At 68.4% G+C, this 17,307-nt stretch carries 19 protein-coding genes; 10 read left to right on the forward strand and 9 right to left on the reverse strand.

Annotated features, from left to right (window positions below):
• The first annotated feature begins 80 nt into the window (after positions 1–80).
• Positions 81–1,130 (forward strand): fatty acid desaturase family protein, encoded by a 1,050-nt coding sequence (locus tag ACPPVO_RS54160; protein ID WP_426507333.1) that lies wholly within the window; start codon positions 81–83, stop codon positions 1,128–1,130.
• Between the two features lie 55 nt (positions 1,131–1,185).
• Positions 1,186–1,794: a PP2C family protein-serine/threonine phosphatase gene (locus tag ACPPVO_RS54165; RefSeq protein ID WP_426507334.1), complete on the forward strand. Its 609-nt coding sequence runs from the start codon at positions 1,186–1,188 to the stop codon at positions 1,792–1,794.
• Positions 1,795–1,814: 20 nt separating this feature from the next.
• Here ACPPVO_RS54165 and ACPPVO_RS54170 read toward each other — a convergent pair whose 3' ends face one another.
• Positions 1,815–2,114, reverse strand: coding sequence for an STAS domain-containing protein (locus ACPPVO_RS54170; RefSeq protein WP_426507336.1), 300 nt, complete (start codon positions 2,112–2,114; stop codon positions 1,815–1,817).
• A gap of 408 nt (positions 2,115–2,522) precedes the next feature.
• On the opposite strand from ACPPVO_RS54170, the gene ACPPVO_RS54175 reads away from it, so the two are divergent.
• Complete coding sequence (locus ACPPVO_RS54175; protein ID WP_426507337.1) at positions 2,523–2,795, forward strand: hypothetical protein; 273 nt, start codon at positions 2,523–2,525, stop codon at positions 2,793–2,795.
• A gap of 394 nt (positions 2,796–3,189) precedes the next feature.
• Here the strand turns inward: ACPPVO_RS54175 and ACPPVO_RS54180 are convergent, their stop codons facing one another.
• The 3 genes from ACPPVO_RS54180 to ACPPVO_RS54190 form a co-directional block, all read right to left on the reverse strand.
• The gene (locus ACPPVO_RS54180) at positions 3,190–3,504 is read right to left on the reverse strand and encodes a MerR family transcriptional regulator (RefSeq protein ID WP_426507338.1); all 315 of its coding nucleotides are present in this window, start codon (positions 3,502–3,504) and stop codon (positions 3,190–3,192) included.
• Between the two features lie 929 nt (positions 3,505–4,433).
• Positions 4,434–4,757, reverse strand: a complete 324-nt coding sequence (locus ACPPVO_RS54185; protein ID WP_426507340.1) for an STAS domain-containing protein — start codon at positions 4,755–4,757, stop codon at positions 4,434–4,436.
• A gap of 277 nt (positions 4,758–5,034) precedes the next feature.
• Positions 5,035–5,295 carry a hypothetical protein gene (locus ACPPVO_RS54190; protein WP_426507342.1) on the reverse strand — a complete coding sequence of 87 codons (261 nt, stop codon included), beginning with the start codon at positions 5,293–5,295 and terminating at the stop codon, positions 5,035–5,037.
• A gap of 44 nt (positions 5,296–5,339) precedes the next feature.
• Here ACPPVO_RS54190 and ACPPVO_RS54195 point away from each other — a divergent pair, with 44 nt between their 5' ends.
• On the forward strand, positions 5,340–5,783 hold the full coding sequence (locus tag ACPPVO_RS54195; RefSeq protein WP_426507344.1) for a hypothetical protein: 444 nt from the start codon (positions 5,340–5,342) through the stop codon (positions 5,781–5,783).
• A gap of 1,222 nt (positions 5,784–7,005) precedes the next feature.
• Positions 7,006–8,919, forward strand: a complete 1,914-nt coding sequence (locus ACPPVO_RS54200) for a hypothetical protein (protein WP_426507346.1) — start codon at positions 7,006–7,008, stop codon at positions 8,917–8,919.
• A gap of 373 nt (positions 8,920–9,292) precedes the next feature.
• On the opposite strand, the gene ACPPVO_RS54205 is transcribed toward ACPPVO_RS54200, so the two are convergent.
• Complete coding sequence (locus tag ACPPVO_RS54205) at positions 9,293–9,889, reverse strand: hypothetical protein (RefSeq protein ID WP_426507347.1); 597 nt, start codon at positions 9,887–9,889, stop codon at positions 9,293–9,295.
• A gap of 177 nt (positions 9,890–10,066) precedes the next feature.
• Between ACPPVO_RS54205 and ACPPVO_RS54210 the strand changes: the two genes are divergently transcribed.
• The 4 genes from ACPPVO_RS54210 to ACPPVO_RS54225 all read left to right on the forward strand — a co-directional run bounded on the left by ACPPVO_RS54210 (position 10,067) and on the right by ACPPVO_RS54225 (position 12,930).
• Complete coding sequence (locus ACPPVO_RS54210) at positions 10,067–10,606, forward strand: DUF4259 domain-containing protein (protein ID WP_426507348.1); 540 nt, start codon at positions 10,067–10,069, stop codon at positions 10,604–10,606.
• 214 nt (positions 10,607–10,820) lie between these two features.
• Positions 10,821–11,429 carry a DUF6928 family protein gene (locus ACPPVO_RS54215; RefSeq protein ID WP_426507349.1) on the forward strand — a complete coding sequence of 203 codons (609 nt, stop codon included), beginning with the start codon at positions 10,821–10,823 and terminating at the stop codon, positions 11,427–11,429.
• A 231-nt stretch (positions 11,430–11,660) separates the two neighbouring features.
• Positions 11,661–12,050: a VOC family protein gene (locus tag ACPPVO_RS54220; RefSeq protein ID WP_426502975.1), complete on the forward strand. Its 390-nt coding sequence runs from the start codon at positions 11,661–11,663 to the stop codon at positions 12,048–12,050.
• Between the two features lie 199 nt (positions 12,051–12,249).
• Positions 12,250–12,930, forward strand: a complete 681-nt coding sequence (locus tag ACPPVO_RS54225) for a hypothetical protein (protein WP_426507350.1) — start codon at positions 12,250–12,252, stop codon at positions 12,928–12,930.
• A gap of 580 nt (positions 12,931–13,510) precedes the next feature.
• On the opposite strand, the gene ACPPVO_RS54230 is transcribed toward ACPPVO_RS54225, so the two are convergent.
• From ACPPVO_RS54230 to ACPPVO_RS54245, 4 genes are all read right to left on the reverse strand, one after another.
• Positions 13,511–14,281: an SDR family NAD(P)-dependent oxidoreductase gene (locus tag ACPPVO_RS54230; protein WP_426507352.1), complete on the reverse strand. Its 771-nt coding sequence runs from the start codon at positions 14,279–14,281 to the stop codon at positions 13,511–13,513.
• Positions 14,278–14,469, reverse strand: a complete 192-nt coding sequence (locus tag ACPPVO_RS54235) for a hypothetical protein (protein ID WP_426507354.1) — start codon at positions 14,467–14,469, stop codon at positions 14,278–14,280. Before ACPPVO_RS54235 ends, ACPPVO_RS54230 begins: the two co-directional genes overlap by 4 nt.
• Before the next feature lie 39 nt (positions 14,470–14,508).
• Positions 14,509–14,799 carry a hypothetical protein gene (locus tag ACPPVO_RS54240; RefSeq protein ID WP_426507356.1) on the reverse strand — a complete coding sequence of 97 codons (291 nt, stop codon included), beginning with the start codon at positions 14,797–14,799 and terminating at the stop codon, positions 14,509–14,511.
• A gap of 420 nt (positions 14,800–15,219) precedes the next feature.
• A complete protein-coding gene (locus tag ACPPVO_RS54245; protein WP_426507358.1) occupies positions 15,220–16,107 on the reverse strand; it encodes an amidohydrolase family protein in 888 nt (295 codons plus the stop codon).
• 433 nt (positions 16,108–16,540) lie between these two features.
• On the opposite strand from ACPPVO_RS54245, the gene ACPPVO_RS54250 reads away from it, so the two are divergent.
• Positions 16,541–17,293: a FadR/GntR family transcriptional regulator gene (locus ACPPVO_RS54250; protein ID WP_426507359.1), complete on the forward strand. Its 753-nt coding sequence runs from the start codon at positions 16,541–16,543 to the stop codon at positions 17,291–17,293.
• The last annotated feature ends 14 nt before the right edge of the window (positions 17,294–17,307 follow it).

A 17,307-nucleotide genomic window follows, 5' to 3' on the forward strand; every position in this document is an offset into this window, starting at 1 on the left:
TTCAATGGTGGTGCCAGCACCACCACACCGCAGGCGATAGCGCTCCTGACGTTCCGCACCGCGAACGGTTTGATAGCAGTATGACGACCACCGTGACACCGACGACCGCGTCGACGCAGTCGCCGACAACCACCGGCAGCGACTTCGCCGTCCTGGCCCGGCGGGTCAACGACGACGGGCTGATGCAGCGCCGACCGGCCTACTACCTCGCCCGGATCAGCGTCGTCGCGCTCATGCTGCTCGGCGGCTGGACCGCGTTCTTCCTCATCGGCTCGTCCTGGTGGCAACTGGTGACGGCAGCGTTCCTTTCCATCGCGTTCACCCAGGTCGCCCTCGTGGCGCACGACCTGGCGCACCGCCAGGTGTTCCGCACCAAACACCCCAGCGAAGTCGCCGGACGCATCGCCGGGAACCTTGGCATCGGGATGAGCTACGGCTGGTGGATGGACAAGCACACCAGACACCACAACAACCCCAACCACGACGACCTCGACCCCGACGTCGCACCCGAGGTGCTCATCTGGGCCGAGCGGTCAGCTCTGGGGCGGCGTGGGCTGAAAGGCTTCATCACCCGGCACCAGGCCGTGCTGTTCTTCCCGCTGCTCACCCTGCTCGCCATCGACCTGAAGGTGTCCAGCATCAAGGCCCTGCGCAACGGCACGGTCAAGCGCCCCCGCTTGGAAACCACGCTGCTGATCCTGCACGCCGTCGGCTATCTGTCGGCGCTGCTGGTCGTCCTGTCGCCCCTGCAGGCCGTCGCCTTCCTGCTGGTCCACCAGGCGCTGTTCGGCGTCTACCTCGGCATGACGTTCGCGCCCAACCACAAGGGCATGCCCCACCCGACCGGAGGCGAGGACTACCTCCGCAAGCAGGTGCTGACCTCCCGCAACGTCCGCGGCGGATGGCTCACCGACGCCGCGCTGGGTGGCCTGAACTACCAGATCGAGCACCACCTGTTCCCCGGCATGCCGGCCCCCAACCTGCGCAGGGCCCAGCCGATCGTCCAGGCGTACTGCGCCGACATCGGCGTCGCCTACGAACAGACCAGCCTCATCACCTCGTACCGGCAGGCCCTGCAGTACCTGCACCAGGTGGGTGCACCGGCCCGCGACGAACACTCCGCTCGCTGAGCCGCGGCCCGTCGGGACACCAGCCGGCCGGCTGCACTTCAGCATCACCGACGCGATGGGTCACGGCGTCGCCAGCGCGTTGACCGCGACGCCGGGAGTCGGCAGCCTCCGCAACAGCCGCCACCGCGGACACAGCCTGACCGAACAGGCCAGCACCGCCAACACTGCCGTGGTCGAACACGCCGCCGTCACCAGCACCTTCCCGACCGCGATCCTCGGCCGGATAGACCTGCCCACCGGCGTGTGCCAGTTCCTCAACGCCGGACACCTGCCGCCGCTGCTCGTCCGGGACGGCGACGTGCAGCCGCTGCGGCTGCCCCACAACTTCCCCCTGGGCATGCTGCCGGACGCGACGTACCACGCCGGCGAGGTGACACTGCTGCCCGGAGATCGACTCGTCGTCCTCGCCGACGGAATGCGCGAACGGCAGGCAGCCGCCCTGGACCTGGCCGCCGAGCTCCGCCGGCTCACCGATCTGCACCCGCGAGAGGCGACCCGCGCCCTGGGCGACGCGGTCCTGCAGGTAGCCGGCCCGACACTCGCCGACGACGCCACCATCATGATCATCGACTGGTACGGCGGGCACGGGCAGCTCCGACACAGCACCGCCGGCGCCGAACCGGCCCGAGCCAGCGCACCCCTCACCGACGAAACAGCCGACTGATCAGCTCGCTGGACCGCCTGTCAACGCTCCCTGCCGACGCCCGGATCCGCCTCGGCCGCCTCGACGCTGTCATAGATGGTCACCAGCCGGTCCACCGACGTCAACTCGAACACCCGGCGCACAATCGGCTGCACCGCCGCCAGACACAACCGGCCCGTCCGCTGCCGCAGCTCCTTGTATCCCGACAAGACCGCGCCCAACCCGCTGGAGTCGATGAACCCCACACCGGCAAGGTTCAGCACGATCACGCTGGCGCCCTCGTCCATGGCCTGCTGCAGGTACGCGCGCAGCGCCGGGCGCGGACGCCAGATCCAGCGCACCGTCCACCTGCACGACGGTGCAGCCACGACCCTGGCGGGTGGTCAGTGACACCTCCGCCAGTCCGGCCATCACACGCATCCATACGAACGGCGCCGGACGTCAGCGCAGTTACCTGACTTGGTTGTGCCGGCCATCGTTCGCCCCTCCACGTCGTTGGGCCCGTGCGGCCACGTGCCCGCTTAACGTAAATAGCAGACTCCACCGGCGCATGCCTTGTCCCGTGGCGTGCTGGTGCTGGCGCGCCAGCGGTCGCGTTCGTCCGGGTCGCCCCGGCTCTTCACGGGCCGATGAAGCGGGGTCCACGGCGTGACGGACAATACGCATCGGAAGCGGGCCGCGACCGCGATCCGGCGCCGAACGCCGACACGGCGATCTGCCCCCACACGCACATGACGAAGGGCCTCACCATGACCGCCACCGCCCACGAGATCGCCGACACGCTCAACCGCGCCTTCGACGAGCCCGCCATGACGATGCCGATCCTGCTCGCCGACGTCATCCCCGCACTCGCCGAGTTCGACCAAGACGCCACCACCGCCGCGGACCCCGACGACTACCGCGACCGGATCGTCCTGTACGACGGCAGCATCATCCTCTACGACAGCCGCACCGAACGCTGGACCGTCAGCAGCACCGAAGAGGTCGCCGCATCCGACGAGCGCCGCCGCATATCAGGGTGACCTGGACGATGCGCCCAGGCGCCGGATGATGTTCGGCAGCGCATCCGACGACTCGAATCAGGACTGCAGCGCCAGAAACGTCGGCCGTAGCACGGCCTCCTTCCGCCCGGACGGTCTCGGCGCAGCCAGCCGCGCGCGGTGGCGGCGGGAGGAGCCGGGTGGCAATCGCCCGGCAGCCGTGCCCGATCGCCTAGCCGGGCAGGGTGACCCGATGACCTCGGCAGCGTCACCGTGGCGGGGCAGGTACCAGGCTGGAAGACAGCCCGTGCGCGGCCCGGCAAATTGGGTACTCACCGGCGGATGCCAATGTCCAGGAACCGCGTGGACGAGCCGGCCACGGGTACGGCGGACGGTCCCCTCTCCTGGCGGCGAAGGGACCGCGAGGGGCTTCGGTTCAGGCGGCGTCTGTACGCCGCTGAGGGTGTTCGTTGTGGCGCAGGGCTTCCTCGAGTTGGTCTTCGAGGATGATGATCCGGCAGGCGGCTTCCAGAGCGGTCCCCTGGTCGACCATGTCCCGGGCCCGTGCGGCGAGGCGCAACTGGTAGCGGGAGTAGCGGCGGTGCCCGCCGGACGAGCGGAACGGGGTGAACAGCTTCGCCTCATCGAGGCGGCGTAGGAAGTCCGGCGATGCGCCGACGATTTCCGCGGCGCGGCCCATCGTGTAGGCGGGGTAGTCCTCGTCGCCGAACATGTCATCGGATTGGGCCATGCACACCTCCGTGACGAGGGCCCCGGCGCTTGCGCGCCGGGGCCCAAGGGTTACGGGTCAAAACACCATCTACCGACAGGAGCGTCGGGTTCTCGAATCCACACCCACCGTCAGTGACGGCGTCGGGTGCGAGGATCGCGTACGCGTGACCGGAGACCACCTCTCGTTCGATGGAAACCGCGGTGTCCACCCCAGCGCCTAGATGACGAGCTGATGGGGAGCGATCCAATGGTGTTCGGCCCTCCCTTTCCTCTGCTTCGCATTTCCGTGCCGCGGACGTTCTTCCGGGCGGAACCGCAACCAATCTCAGTCCGCCCGATGCGCCCTGACCTGGACTTACGTCAGGGTCTTGCCTTGCACCTGCCATGTTCACTGCAACGGTGACACGTATTTCACCGCTGTGCCGAGCGAGCCACGAACACATCCGGGCCCTGCTTCATGCTCGGTCTGATCGTCCGCGTCTGTGCGATCTCTGTTGTCAACTCCCGCAAATGTTAGCCAAACACGTCCCGAATGTCTAGCGCCTTGGGCACAGATTTTCTCGGCGACCATCGGCAACTTCGGACCATCGAGGGAGCGGTTCGGAAGGCGCACCACGGCGCGATCGAGTCATGTGCGACATCGGGCTCGCGGCAATCCGGAGCCAACCTGATCTTCTTACCGAGCGACGGCGCCGATACCTTCCACCCGAGGTACCGGGCGAGCAACCCGGAGACCCTCGAGAGGCTCACCGAACTGACGCGTACATCGCCAACGACATCCGCAACGCCTCATGGCGACTCCCGGCACCGCGCCGACCCTTCGTGCGAGGTCACGACCCGATCAGCGTCCCCATCCGGAAGTCCCGCCGAGTCGTGCAGGTCGCGCCCAATCCGCAGGCGAGTCTCGCCGGCGAGGGCAACGAAATCTGCACAACTGGGCAGGCGTCGTCACGGCGGTGGTGCCGGCAGACCGAGCAGCTCAGTCAAGCCGCTCATGTGGAACCGTCGGAGCATGCTGTGGCTCAACGCATCGAGACTCAGACCGCAGCCGGCGTCGTTGCACCAGCGCTTCGCGGCCACGATCGATGCGAGACCCGATGAGTCCATGAACGTGACCAGAGCGAAATCCACACACACAACTGCCGGCCGCAGGTGCAATGCCGCACGGACCGCGTCGCGCAGCAGGCCGGCATTGCTCTGGTCCAACTCCCCGCTGAGGATGATCGGGACCCGGCCCGCCGATGGTGTGCCCAACTCGACCGACAGCGGCATCGTCCACTCCCATCCCTTCCGCGAGCGGGTTCGACGGTACCGACCTGCCCGCCACCCGCAACTCGACGCGGCGCACAACGGCAGGCCGCTGCGCAACCCCAGATGTATCGAGCCGAGCACGATTCGTGCCGATCAACGGCTGTTGCCCGGCATTCGATGAGGACGTAGCCGTCGTTCGTGGTGAAGACGGATGGGCAGGGCAACGCCCCGCCAGCGGGTGCTGGGCGGGGCGTTGGTCATCGTGGTGACATGGCGGTGCTCGTGGTGCCGGATTGGGCTATCCGGTCATGACTTCGCTGATCGCGGCGTGGGTGGAGGAGTCGTCGACGATGGCTTTGCCGTCGGCGAACGCGGCGATGAGTGCTTGGACGGCGAGGTTGTTGACGGCGCGGGATAGCCGCGGCTGGATCGGTGGATGGCGGTGGCGGCGTCGTCGGAGAAGAGGGGTCGTCGCGGCCGACGCGCCAGGCGTCGCGCCAAGGGCCTGCCGAACTGGCGGATCGTCCGCTACGCCGACGACTTCGTCATCCTCGGGCACGGCACCCGCGACGACGTCAAGCCTCGCACGAAGAGATCGCGATCGTGCTCGCTCTGCCGGGACTGCGGCTGTCGCCGCCCAAGACCCTGATCGTGCACATGAGCGATCCGCTCGACTTCCTGGGGTTCCGCATCCAGTGGCGCCGCAAGCGAGGCACGAGCAAGTGGTACGTCTCCACCTTCATCGCCGACTGGCCGGTCCGGTCGTTGAAGGAAAAGTCCGTGCCCTCACCGACAGGTGGTCGCGCAGCGCCCCAGGGACGTGCTGATCCGGCTCAACCAGATCATGCGCGGATCGGCCAACTACTACAAGCACGCAGTCAGCCAACACACCTACAGCTCCTTGGCGTCCTTCGTATGGCGCCGCGGCGGCATGTCGGGGTGGGGGCGGCGCACCGCGCCAGGCAGCAGCAAGTCGCCCCGAGCTGGAGCGAACCAGATAGAAAATATATGCTGGAGGAACTAGACATGCTCACTGCGGTCAGCTAACGTTTCTCGGGTCATGAACAGAGAGCACAAAAGACGCTGACGAACCGCCCCATCCGCTGGGCGAGGGGGCAGGGCCAGCAGTACCACAGGCCCGCTCGGCATGGCAGTAGGAGCTGGAGGCCCGGAAACCTGGGGCCGCAGTAGGTGAGCCAGAGATCATGTTGGTGGCATCGCCTGTGGGACAGTTCCACCCGCGGGTGGGGTCGTGAAGTTGCGTGGACCCCGCTGCACCTGCGGATTCGGCACGAAGCAGCACAAGGAACACGACAGAGAAGCAGAGGAAAGGGAGGGCCGTACACCGTTGGATCGCCCGTACCGGCCGTAGTTCAGCCGGGCGGACACCGCAGGTTTCCATCGAACGAGAGGTGGTCTCCGGTCACGCTTATGCGATCCTCACACCCGGCGCTGTCTGTGGCGCGCGGTGTGGACACGACAAACCGACGAACCTGTCGGTAGATGGTGTTTGACCCACAACCCTTGGGCCCCGGTGCTACGCGCCGGGGCCCTCGACATGGCAGCCGCACATGGCCCAACCCGACGACATGGTCGGCGACCAGAATTCTCCCGCCTACAGCCGAGCAGGCGTCCCGGGCAGTCGAACGTCTCACCGTTGCGGCCCCGCCGGCGTCGACGCATCGCCTCCCCATGGATGTGGTGAAGCAGTTCGAGAAGCCGCTCTGGTCGTACACCGTGACGATTTCCCGTAGCCGGGGTCGGCATCGCTCCGGCTGGACGTCCGTCATCGGCCAGCGCACCGATCGCCGCTACGATGCATCCAAACTCGAACCCGGTCGCCGCCGAGCCCAACTCCCATAACACACACCGCCCAAAGGGTTCCGAAACAGGCTCTATAGCTATAGCCCGGCCGAGCACTGCTCCGGCCTCACAGCTGTCGAGATCGTCGACGCGGGCGGGCTCGTTGGTGTCGGGGCGAGGGCGCGACGGGGGCCGTCGAGGGAGAGATACTGCTGGATATGAGGTTCGTCGAGGTGCGGCGGGCGGTGCGCGGCTGGTGGGTGCGGGTTCGCGGGTGGTGGCTGTTCAGCGCGGCCGCTGTGGTGGCGGCGCTGCTCACTGCCGCCAGTCATCGGTACACCGGTCTCGGCGCCGCGGTGATCGTCGCGGTCGGTGGCGCACTCGCCGCGGTGGTCGCCGAACGTGGCCGGGCCCGGCTGGCGGCACCGCGGCCGGACCGACACCGCCCGGGCCGTTCATCACCAGGGTGGATCGGATCGCCGATCCCATCCGGCTGGGTGTGCACCCGGCGGAGCGGCTCGAGGGCACCCGGGACCGCGTGCCGCCGTTCGTGCCGCGCGACCGCATGCCCCAAGTGGTAGCCGCGCTTAGGGTCGGCGGGTTCGTGCTGATCAGCGGTGATTCGACCGCGGGTAAGACCCGGCTGGCGCTGGAGGCGTTGCGTCAGGCGCTGCCCCACTGGCGGTGCGTCGATCCGGCCGGTCCGGACGGGCTGGCCGCGGCGCTCACCGCCGTGTGGCGGGAGCGACCGAGCGTGCTGTGGCTGGACGATCTGGAGCGGTATCTGGGTCCCGGTGGGTTGACCGCGGCCACGCTGGCCGAACTGCTGGGCCCGGCCGGGGATGTGGTCGTTCTGGCCACGATCCGCGCGCACGAGCGTGAGGCGCTCAGCCAGCGCTACGACCTGGATCGCCTGGCCGGGGAGCGGCTCGCCGCCCGGACCGGACGTGACGTGCTTGCCGCGGTCACCGACGAGATCCGCCTGGACCGGGAATGGAGCGACGACGAGCTGGCCCGGGCGGCCCGGGTCCGCTACGATCCGCGGATCTCCCAGGCCTTGGACGGTGCCGATCGGCACGGCGTGGCCGAGCAATTGGCTGCGGGTCCACGCCTGCTGGAGGCGTTGCGCGACGCCTGGGCGGTCGGCCCGCACACCCGCGCCGCCGCCTTGGTCACCGCGGCGATCGACGTGCGGCGCACCGGTTATCACCGGCCCTTCCCACTCGGCCGGCTGCAGGAGTTGCATGAGCGGTACCTGCAGGATCGCGGCGGCGCGGCACTGCGGCCCGGACCGTGGCAGCAGGCGGTGCAGTGGGCAACCCAGCCGCTCTACGGCGCGAGCAGCCTGCTCGAACCGGCGGCCGGCGGCGGCTACTTAGCCTTCGACTACCTTGTCGACGCGGCCGAGAACGACCCGGGCACAACGGCCGTGCCCGAGTTCACGTGGCTGGCAGTGCTGGACCACGCCGAGCCTGATGACTTGGTTGATGTGGTATGGCAGGCGTCGATCGCTGGACTGCCCGAGGTGGCCGGCCCGGCGTTCGACCGCGCACTGAGCGCCAAGGCCTACCTGGCCGCGGCCGGCATCGCGCACGCCCTCGGCGAAGCCGGGCGTGACGACGACGCGGTCGCGGGCCTCGAAGCGGTCGTCGCGGCCGCGCGGCAAGATGCCGCGATTAGCCCGCAGGACCTGCTATCGATGCAGTGGGTGCTGGCCTGGCACCTCGGCGAAAAGATCGGCGGCCGGGGCCAGCCGGCCCGCGCACAGCAGGTCCTGCGCGCGGCGATCCGCGACGCCGAGGCGTCCCTCGGTGCCGAGCACGTCGGTCTGCTACGCGCACGGCAGCTGCTGGCCCGGCAGGTCGGCGCGCTCGGCGACCCCGACGCGGCGCTGGCGCTGGCGACCGACGCCACGGCCCGTCTGCGCACCCAGGTCGGACCGCATGATCGTGACCTGCTGTCGGCGCGGTTCGAGGTCGCTATCTGGACGCGACGTGTGCACGGCGCGGCGGCCGGCGCGGCCGCGTTCGAGCAACTCGCCGCCGAGGGCGAGACCATCGATCCGACACCGTGGGGTCTGCTCGCCGATTGCTACTGGAACCTGGCCGACTGCCGGCTGGACACTGACGAACCCGCCGCCGCCCGTGACGCGGCGCAACGCGCAGTCGCTGCGGCCGTCAAAACCGCCGGCCTGGCCCACGCCTGGACCCTGCCGCTCCGGGTCACGCTCGTCGACGCGGTCGGGGCCGCGGGCGATGCCGGCCACGCCGGCGAACTCGCCGCCGAGCTCCTGGCCGACGCGCTGGCCGTGGTAGGTCCAACCCATCCGGACACCCAGGACGCCCGCGCAGCCACCGAACGGTGGCCCCGCCGAGTCTGAGCGGGCTACGGCCACGATCCGCGCTTGCGCAACGACAACCGCACCTCCCTGTAGGCGTTCGTCCACACCGCGCCTCATCGGCCCGACGGCATCACCACGGCCATCCGGCACGAAAGCGATGGTAGCGATGGTCTTGCATGACCCGGCGCCCTCAATTCGGTACGAGCGGGAGCCGACGTCGCGGTACGCCGCCTCGCGTGCGATCACGAAAAGTGACGATCATCGCGCGGGCCGCCACGCGGCATGAGCGGTAACGCAATCGCGTTCTGGTCCTCGTCATGGCGGCCCGCGCATGGCTGCCCCGCTTCACCTCCCTGCCGGCCTCGGCCGACGGCCTGCCGATAGTGCTGCACCCCCGCGATGGACAGTAGCTTCAGCGGCTCAGCGTCGTCGCGATCTTCGCGTCGACCTGCTGGATGATCTGCTGGAAGCGACGGGCGTCGAGCTCGGGCTCCCGGTAGGCGACCTCGATGGTGTAGCGCCCGTACCGCGACCAGTAGACCCAGCCGGAGCACGGCCCCGAGGCCCGGGCTGGAGGGATCAGCTGGCGACAGTAGATCCGGGCCTGATCCGCCTTCAACGTCACGTCCAGGGATGCGTCCTGCACCCCTTCGCTGCCGAAGTCCTCAAGGTCGTTGATGCGGGGATCCGCGGCGCTGTAGTCGTACAGCGCACCGAAACCCGACGTATGCGCCGTCACCGACTGCTCGTAGTTGGACCGAGTCCTGAGGTTCTGCCACCGTCGAACCGTGAGACCACCGTCGCTCAGCGAGGCACCGGCCCGCCACTGTTCGCCCACCAGCAGCTGCACATCGGCCGGCGCGACGAAGAGCGCCTCGACCGGCTTACGTGGCCCGGCCAGTGACCGATTGACGAGCGCCAGTACCAACGCGGCGACGACCGTCAAGGCCGTCACGGCGACCAGCGACCACCGCAGCCAGGGCGATATCCGCACAGCAACGCCGGTCACAACGGCGACGCCTCGCCGCGGCCTTCAAGTGCAGAGAGGATTTCCATGATGGTCCTGTGGCTGGGCTACCGGATGGACTGGATGGTACCCACGGAGACATGCCGTCGCTGAACCTCGCATGATCCACATGCGCTGACCCGACCACGCCCAGCTCGACTGACGCGTGCCATCGGCGGCATGTCCGCGCACCTGATCGAGGCGGTCCAAGCCACCCTGCCCGGATCGTGTTGCACGGTAGGGCTGATGACAGGCTCGACCATCGGGTCGGCGATGATCGAGGGCGTGGGTACTTGGGATGTCGGTCCGCTGGACAACGACACCGCCGCCGACTGGTGCCGCGAGTTGCACGACGCTCCGGCGGGCGAACGGGTGGCAATGATTCGTGACGCGTTGACCGTCGTGGTCGGCCACGACGCCGGCGCCTACCTGGACGACGACTTCGCGGTCGAGGCGATCGCGGCGGCGGCGGTCGTCGCCGCGCAACTGCCCGGCGGCCCCCGTCTTGACTCCCCGTACGCGCCTGACTTCGTCCGTGCGGGCGGCACCGTCGACGTGCCGGACGGCCTGCCGTCGCTGGCATTGCGGGCGTTGGACCGGATCGACGGCGCCAACTCGGCGTTGCCGGGCCTGTGGGAGGACGGCTACGCGGTGGTACTTGAGCGACGTCGACCGATCCGCACCGCCCTCGAGCGAGCTGCCGGTTCATCGTATGGCTGAAGGTCGGCGATGGGGTGTCTCCTTGGTTCGCTGGCAGGTGACCGCTCCGACGCACTCGACCAGCGGCATGACAGCGCACGTGATCTTGTGGCGATTCGATCCGCCGTTCGAGGTCGATTGGCTGCCGGATCGGATGCGATCATGTGTCCAGGCGCGCGGTCTGGCAGAGGTGCCGGGTTGTGGCCGCGCTGGTATGCGGGCGCGGGAGTGAGCGATGGCCGGATTCGGCTTCAAGACGTCATGGCTGGCGGTACGGCGTGGTTCGGTAGCGGCTGTGGCGGACGAGCTCGGGCTCGTCGATCGGCGGCCGGCGGGTTGGGCCGATGGAACCGGCGAGGCGTACCGGCGTGGTGTGTATGTGGTGTCCGTGTGCGATGACTGGACGCTTGCTCACGGAGTCCAGCACCTGCCCGGGCACGGCGTGGACGGTTCGATGGACGGGTTCCCCGAGTGGCTGAGCGCGGTGAGCGCTCGCTTGGGCGAGGTGCAGTTCTTCGGTTCGCATCGCGCGGTCGACTATGTCGCGTGGGCGTTGGCGCGCGGCGGCACGCTGGAGCGTGGATACGCCTACACGGGTGACGACGGCGTGGTCCTCAACGTCGGCGAGCCCACCGCGATCGAACGTGAGCTCGGTATCGGCGTCGTGCCGCTGGACTCCTGGAGCGACGACGAGTACGACACTTGGTTCCGCCTGGCCGGCGACGAAGAGCACGTGATGCAGGTGGCCGGCGCCTGGAGTATCGACCCGCACGGGCTCACCGAGGACGACGTGCGACAGCCCGGCGTCCTCGGCATGCCGGGCGACGTCGGCTCATACCGTTAGGGATCGAGGCGGCGGGTGCTCCACTCGCGGCCATTTGTGGTGGCGCAGGATTGTGGCGTTGGATAGCGCTCGACTCGCGGCATGTGCGGAAGCCAAGATCGCAGGCGGGCACGGGTCGAACTCGCTCTGGATTGCGGCTACGATCGCGCGAATCGGGCGCCGCCGCGGCTTCGAGTTCGAAGACCGACAGGTCGCTGTGCACTGTCGGCAGTGTTGATCAGGAGGGGCTGCATGACGAGCAGGCTGCTGCAAGTGGCGGTTGACTGCCAGGACCCGCATCGGCTGGCAGAGTTCTGGGCGGCCGTCCTCGACTACCGGGTCATCGAGGACAAGGGCGACCAGGTCGAGATCGCCTCATGGGAGCCGACCGTGGAAGCGGTACGTCGGGAGCCGATGCCCTCGACTGTCATGTTCATCAAGGTCCCTGAGGGCAAGGTGACGAAGAAGAACCGGCTCCATCTTGATGTGATTCCGATCGACGTGAGCCAGGACGACGAGGTTGAGCGGGTGATCCGTCTCGGCGCCAGGCGAGTCGACCTCGGTCAAGGTGAGCAGAGCTGGGTGGTGCTGGCCGACCCGGAAGGCAACGAGTTCTGCGTTCTGCGCAGCATCGCACCATAGCGACGATCGGCCGACCGATGGTCGACGACTGAACGTGAGTGGGGCGTGCCGCCTGTCTCGCCTCGGACCGGCGGCCGAACGCGACCAGATCACGTGCACTGTCATCGGCATGTCGGGGAGTGGACTGCCGCGGGCAGTTCGTTACGTTCCGTAGCGACATTCACGGCAGCACATGCGCCAACAGCGGTAGCATGCGGTCGTGCTGTCGTTGCTGTCGTTGTCGATTGAGCGGGCATTGCATGCGCCGTCTGCCGAGCATGTGCGCGTGATCGTGCGTATCGACGGCGTTGACGTCAGCCATGCTGACGGCGACGACGGCCTAGACCTGTGGGATGCCTTGGTGCCGGTGAACCGCTTTGTGGCGACCGACGACTTCACGACCGCGACGATTGCCTGCTGCCCGAGCTGCGGCCCGGAATGCTGCGCGATCGAAGCGCGTGTCCGCCGTGAGGGCGACGTCGTCCGCTGGGAACTGGGTGACCGGCGCGGCGTTCGTTGGGTGGGCGAGCAGCGCACGATGCTGTTCGATGCCGTGGCCTACGACGCCGAAGTTGCCCGCATCGAGGCCGACCACAGCTGGGAGACGGCAATGCACCCGGCCGGGCGGCTCATCCTCGCCGACGTTGACCTGCCATCAGGGGTGGTCGCGCTCACGGCCTTCTTGATGACCGCCCTGGCGCTGGAGGTCAAGGCGCTCATCGGCACCGGCGGATGGCTTCGTGGGGAGGGCGGCGCCGGTGGTCGTTCGACCACCAGGCCGATCGCCGCCAAGGCCGAGTCGTCGAGCGCATCCATGGCCGCGCGGGGGGATTCGAGGTCGACTACGTCGCCAAGTTCAACGGGGCCCTCGCCCCTGGCGGCGCGAGCCGGCCGTCCGTGAGCTCATCCACCGCACCCGCACGGAACTCGGCGTCGCCGCCCGAGGCATGCCCGGTCGTCCTGTCCTGCCCACTTCGCGGGCGGGACAGGACACGCCTTCCGCATCTCAACCAACTTGTCATGCCCCAGGTCAGACGTTGATCAAACGACATGATCCCTGAGACCGGACACTTTCGACGCGGCCATCGACAGCGCCGCCGCGCTGGTCGGCGAACTCGATCAGGCCGCATCCCGCATCCATGACGCGCCCGGACCGTGAAGCACGCATGCCTGGTCGAGGGATCGCCGATTCGCACATCCCCGACCGGTCCGGGTTGCTGGCCGTTTGTCGGTGGGAGTCCGTGCCGGGTGGTGACACAATCGGCGCGTCCTGTGACGGAAGGTGACCTTTGTATCTGAGGTTGAGCTGATCCTGACCGCGTTGATGACCGGCGCGGCGGCGGGCACGACCGTGGCGGCGCGGTCGGCGGTCACGGACGCCTAGGCCGGGGCCACGTCGGCGGCGTCCTCGCGGGCGCCGAGATCGGCGAGCCGCAGCGCAGCCACCAGGCCCGCCAGGAACCGGCTGAAGTCGAGGATGGTCACACCTCCTGCGTCTGCTGGACGACGCGGGGCCGCAGGTGGGTGACGCCGCCGTCGACCTCGAGAGCTGTGCCCGTCGTGGAGCCCGAGCGGGGGCTGGCGAGGTAGGCGACCGCGTCGGCGACCTCCTGGGGCGTCACCATTCGGCCAGTGGCCTGGCGCGCGTCGAGGGCCGCCTTCTCCTTCACCGGGTCCGGGAACCTCGCCAGCATCCGGTCCACGAAGCCGGTGTGCACGGTACCCGGCGAGACACAGTTGACGCGGATCCCCTCGGCCACGTGGTCGGTCGCCATCGCGTAGGTCAGCGAGAGCACCGCGCCCTTCGAGGCGTTGTAGAGCACTCGCTGCGGCAGCCCATTGAGGGCGCCGATCGAGCAGAGGTTCACGATCGCCGCGTGCGCGGACCGGCGCAGGTGCGGCATCGCCGCCGCCGAGGCGCGGGCCATGCCGACGACGTTCACGTCGAGCACCCGATGCCAGTCCTCGTCGCTGAGCTCCTCGACGGTTCCGACGGCGCTGATGCCGGCGTTGTTGACGAGGACGTCAAGTCCGCCGAGGCGTTCAACGACCGTCGCGACCGCCGCATCCACCGATGCCCGATCGGTCACATCGCAGGTGACGCCCAGCACGGGGGCGGCGACCCTGGACGGGTCGAGGTCGAGCGCGGCGACCCGGGCACCCCGGGCGACGAGCTCCTCGGCGATCGCCCGGCCGATGCCATCACCGCCGCCGGTGACGGCGGCAACCAGGCCGGCGTACTCGCCGCTCATCGGATCGCCTGCTTGACCGTCTGCCGCGACCGGCCGAGGCCGGCAATCTCCAGCTCGACGACGTCGCCGGCGAAGAACCCGGCGTCGAGATGGGCGCCGTCCCGGAGCGGGCGCAGGTCGTGGTCGGTGCGCTCGACGAACACGGTCGGGATCTCGGCTCCTGGGAGCCCGAGGCGGGCGGGTCTCATCGGTGTTCCTTCCGTCGCAGGTTGGCCAGAGGTGCGGGGTCAGGCATCGTACGGTGGGGGCGTGCCGCCGGACGACGCGGACCCGTAGGCGGCCTCGACGACCGCCATAGTCCGGAAGACGTCCTCGACGGACATCGGGAACGAGGGGATCGAGCCCTCGAGGTAGCGCTGCACGATGCTCATCGAGCCGCTGAACGCGTCGGGGAACCAGGAGCCCTCGAAGGGCACCGGGCGCCAGCCCTCGTCGAGCCGGTCGTCGGTGACGACCTCGAGGCGGTCGACTCTCGAACGATCAGTTCCAGGGGCGGGGTCAGTGCTGGCGCCGATCACCTGAGTTCGTGCCGACTTCAGCGCACGGCCGACGAAGTTGGAGCGGTAGTGGAGCTGGCGCGCAGCATCGAGGATTCGCTGTCGCGTGGCCTCGCTGACTCTGGCCGACGGCGCGTTGGAAACACCCGCGAAACCGCTGAGATCGAAACACCCGCGCGGGCTGCAACGTCTCCCAGGGTTGCCACGGGGCGTAGCCTAACCCCGATCGGTCCCGGCTCGGGGGACACGTTGCCCGACGCACTCTGCTCGTCCACTGCCGCCCTATACGTCCGTCTCGGTCGCCAGAGGGTCGACGCCGTCAGCGAGGTGGCCTTGGGCACCGAGTCGTGGCACCCCGTGACGCGACCGCAGAATCTCACGTGAGGGAGTCGGGCGATGAGCCGGACCACTGACCGCGTCTATTACTCGAAGAGACGTGAACTACTGCTGATCGAAGCCGTACACGCGTCGGGCGTTGCCGGCGAGGACGGCCGCACGTTCGTGGGTGCTGGCCGGCGCGAGGGCTGACAACACCAGCTCGAGCCAGACCTGATACGAGGTCGCCTGCGTCACGACGGGCCAGTCCGTTCCGTATACACATCGGTCGGCGCCAAACGCCTGTAGCGCGTGGGACAGGTGCCGCCCGGCAACATCGGGTCGGAATGGCGGATTGCCGGGATGCACAGCGATGGAGGACAGTTTGCACACGACGTTCGGGCTCGCGGAGACGTTTTCGATGGTGCGGGCCCACGTGTCGAAACGGTCGTCATGGGGTGCCGGCTTACCGAGGTGGTCCAGCACGAACGTCGTCGCCGGCACGGCGCGGCACAGGTAGGCGACCTCGTCGAGTTGCTCGTAGCGGACGGTCAGGTCGACGCTCAAACCGGCCTCACCGGCCGCGCGGGCACTCTCGACGAATGCCAGGTCGGACACCGATCCCTCCGGCGCCATGTGCATCACCTGCCGGACACCCCGCACCAGCTGCGCGCCGTCGGCGACAGATGTCCACCAGGTCGGACATGACGGATCCGCCTGGACGACGATCCGCACTGGAAACGGGCATCGGGTTGCCTGCTCAGCCAGCCAGGCGAGTTCCGTGCCGACGTCTGCCGGCTTCGGGGACGCCTCGATGAACACCGCGCCGGCCAACGCCGGCGCGGCAGCCACGAGGTCGTGCGCGGCTACCTGCGTACCCAGCTGCGGCCACCGCGCGAGCCACGGATATTCGATGCGCGATTGATCCCAGAGGTGGATGTGCGTATCGATGATCGGCAGCGCTTCGCTGATACTGCCTGCTGGTCTGGCCTCATCGGGCTGCACCGGCTGCATCGTTGGCTCCCATTGTCGTACGGACGCTGACGGCACCCTGCACCTCGTCGTGCACGGACGCATGAGATGAACCGGCTTCTTGCGGGCGGCGAAGCAGTCGCGCCAGGGTTGCAGGCGGCGCCTCGAAGCCGAATCAGCGGAGCGTGGGCCGGAGAGTATCGGATCATGTCCAGCAGTGTCGAGCTTTGGCGGTGGCCCGCTCACGGTCCTGGATGAAGCTGATCGACTCACCCGCTATAGTGCTGCATGCCTCGAAGAGGCTGGTTCATTGAGCGGCCTTGCGGGTGAACCGTCGGCGTTGACCCGCGTCTGATCCGGCTGCGCGGTCTTGCCGGCGACGAGCGCGACCAGGAAGAGGTCGGCGGCCCGGCAGGCGGGTTGGACCCTGCACATGAACCATGCTTATATGTGATGGACGACTGAGAGGTAGTTGATGACTGAAACCGTCGGACCCGTGGCCGAGGCGGGGCTCGTGTACCGGCCGGGGTACTCGAGGGCCGCCGAGCAGATCATGCAATACATCGACGAGCGCGGGTTCGGGCCGGGTGACCGTCTGCCCACCGAGGCACAGTTCGCGGAGCTGCTCGGGATCAGCCGGTCCATCACTCGAGACGCACTCAAGACACTGGCGGCCACCGGCCGGATCACCATCCAGCGAGGCCGCGGGATCTACGTCGCTGACTCGACTGACTTCAGCGAGCAGGTCATAAACGCGTTCATCCCGACGAACATCGACCACGTGATGATGTTGTTCGAGTTCCGTAGCATTCAGGAGCGGGCAGCTGCCGAGCTCGCCGCGGACCGGGCGACCCCCGCGGAGTTGGTTGCCATCGGCAACGCGCTCGCCGACTACAGCGCAGCTGCCGAGAGCGGTGATTTCGCGGCAGCGACAGAAGCGGACGAAGCCTTCCATCACGCTGTGGCGGCCGCCTCGCACAATCAACTCCTCGCCGAGTCCATCGCGTCCGCGCAGTCCCTGCAGCATCGTGTCGTCGTCATCGCATTCGGCGGCTTCAGTGGCGGATCATTGATGAACGCTCGCGACGAACACGCTGCCATCCTCGATGCGATCCGCAACGGTGACACCGAGGCGGCCGGCCGGGCAGCGTATGCCCATCTGGAACGAACCCGGCTCGGGTACCAGGTGGAGATCGGACGTCGCGTATTCCCGCGCCACCCGCACTGATCCGCCCCCAGTTC

This window comes from Dactylosporangium sp. McL0621, from assembly GCF_049995355.1.
GTDB lineage: Bacteria > Actinomycetota > Actinomycetes > Mycobacteriales > Micromonosporaceae > Dactylosporangium.